The sequence below is a fragment of the Streptomyces hydrogenans genome (assembly GCF_014656075.1).
In the GTDB taxonomy this organism is placed as follows: Bacteria; Actinomycetota; Actinomycetes; order Streptomycetales; family Streptomycetaceae; genus Streptomyces; species Streptomyces hydrogenans.
Map to the genome: position 1 here is coordinate 1 of NZ_BNBS01000288.1, position 1,428 is coordinate 1,428.

1 protein-coding gene is annotated in these 1,428 nt (G+C 65.1%); it reads right to left on the minus strand.

What is annotated here, in order from left to right; genetic code table 11:
* Positions 1–35: 35 nt before the first annotated feature.
* Positions 36–1,379 (minus strand): IS630 family transposase, encoded by a 1,344-nt coding sequence (locus IE321_RS41445; protein WP_190226775.1) that lies wholly within the window; start codon positions 1,377–1,379, stop codon positions 36–38.
* Between the last annotated feature and the right edge of the window lie 49 nt (positions 1,380–1,428).

Below are 1,428 nucleotides of genomic sequence, written 5' to 3' on the forward strand. Positions count from 1 at the left end.
ACCGTCCTAGTGTGATGCGCCAGAAATCCTGAGGGTTAGTTCTGCTCTGTTTTCTGGCCGGTGGTTCCGACCTTGGTGAGGTAGTCGGCGAGGGAGTTGAGGATCTCGTCGGCTGTCTTGGTCCAGGTGAAGGGCCGCGGGTTCTCGTTCCAGGTGTCGATCCACGCAGTGATGTCGTCCTCCAATGCCTTCACGGAGGTGTGGACGCCTCGGCGGATGAGCTTGTCGGTCAGCAGGCCGAACCACCGCTCCACCTGGTTCATCCAAGAGGAGCCGGTGGGAGTGAAATGGACGTGGAAGCGGGGGTGTCTGCCGAGCCACGTCCTGATCTCGGCGGTGTTGTGGGTGGCGTAGTTGTCGCAGACGAGATGCACGTCGAGCCCGGCGGGCACCACCTTGTCGATCTGGATCAGGAACTTCTTGAACTCGATCGCCCGGTGGCGGCGGTGCAGTGCCGATATGACGGTGCCGTCGGCGATGTTGAAGGCAGCGAACAGACTGGTGATGCCGTGCCTCAGATAGTCGTGGGTGCGACGTTCGGGCATGCCCGGCATCATCGGCAGCACCGGCTGGGACCGGTCCAGCGCCTGGATCTGGCTCTTCTCATCCACGCAGAGCACGACCGCCTTCTCGGGCGGGTGGTGGTACAGGCCGACGACGTCGACGACCTTGGCGACGAACTGCGGATCTGTGGACAGCTTGAAAGAGTCCTGCAGGTGGGGCTTGAGGTCGAACCGCTTCCAGATCCGCCCGATCGTCGACTTCGACAGGCCAGTGCGCTGGGCCATCGAGGCCCGCGACCAGTGTGTGTCCTGGCCCGGGAGTGACTCCAGGGTTGCCACGACGACTTCCTGGACCTGGTCGAGGAGGATCGAAGGCGGCCGGCCCGGGCGCGGCTCGTCATGCAGACCATCGAGGCGTTTTGCGATGAACCGGGCCCGCCAGCGGTCCACGGTCGACCCGTCGACGCCGAGGTCGGCCGCGGCCTGCTGGTTCGTCCCGCCCTCCGCGCAGCGCAGCACGATCTTGGCCCGCAACGCGAGGAACTGGGCGGTTTTGGCCTGCCGTGCCCACTGCTGCAGCTGCCTGCGCTCAGCATCGTCGAGGATCAGGCCGGCCTTCGGCCGGCCGATCCAACCGGCATCCTCAAGCCCGGGCATCCGCTCTGCAGCGAATGCCCGACGCCACTTGCCGACCGTCTTGGCCTGGACCCCGACGAGCCGTGCGACACCCACATTCGACATGCCCTCGGCACACGCCAGGATGATGCGGGCCTTCTCGGCCGAGCGCCGGTGCGGCATCTTCGTCCGGCGCACCAACTCGGCACGCTCAGCCTCAGACAACGTGATCGCCACAGCAGAAGGCCCCGAATGCGACATGACAACAGGGTACTTACCAACCCTCAGGATTTCTGGCGCATCACACTAG

What these genes read in the sequence shown, in the direction of transcription:
- IE321_RS41445 (WP_190226775.1), bottom strand. Translation starts at nt 1,379, where the DNA reads ATGTCGCATTCGGGGCCTTCTGCTGTGGCGATCACGTTGTCTGAGGCT.